This window comes from Paraburkholderia sp. BR10954, assembly GCF_040965775.1.
Lineage (GTDB): Bacteria > Pseudomonadota > Gammaproteobacteria > Burkholderiales > Burkholderiaceae > Paraburkholderia > Paraburkholderia youngii.
This window is the reverse complement of the sequence record NZ_JBFRCK010000238.1, coordinates 1-417: the sequence shown is the minus strand read 5'-3', so window position 1 is coordinate 417 and position 417 is coordinate 1. Positions and strand designations below refer to the sequence as shown.

Annotated in this window: 1 protein-coding gene; it reads right to left on the bottom strand. The window is 74.8% G+C overall.

What is annotated here, in order from left to right:
* On the bottom strand, positions 1-417 hold a 417-nt coding region (locus AB4Y34_RS42045; RefSeq protein ID WP_368719332.1), incomplete at both ends, for a hypothetical protein.

Below are 417 nucleotides of genomic sequence, written 5' to 3'. Positions count from 1 at the left end.
AAGCTGTCGGCCGCCTCTTCGGCCGCTGTGGTGCGGGTGGCGAAGAAAGCCACCGCCGCGGCACCGGCCAGCAATGCCGCCCCCCACGGTCCGCCGACCACCCCGAGCATGCCGGCGCCGGCGGCCTTTACCCCGTTCCAGGCCGCGGTCAGCAGCGAGGCGCGCTGCGCCAGGGCGACGCTCGCCGCATTGGCGCTCACCGCCATGGTGGTGAGGTGGGCGTCGGCGACCACCACGGCCTCGCCGGCCGCCGCGGTGGCGAGCTGGGCGGCGCGCAGCCGGGCCAGCGAGGCCATCTTTTCGGCGTCGGCGGCAATCGAGGCCTCGCGCGCCATCACCACGGTGGCCTCGGCGTCGCGCTCCGTCGCAAGCGCCTTGGCCAGCACATAGACGTTGGTGGTGAGCGCCGTCTTGGCC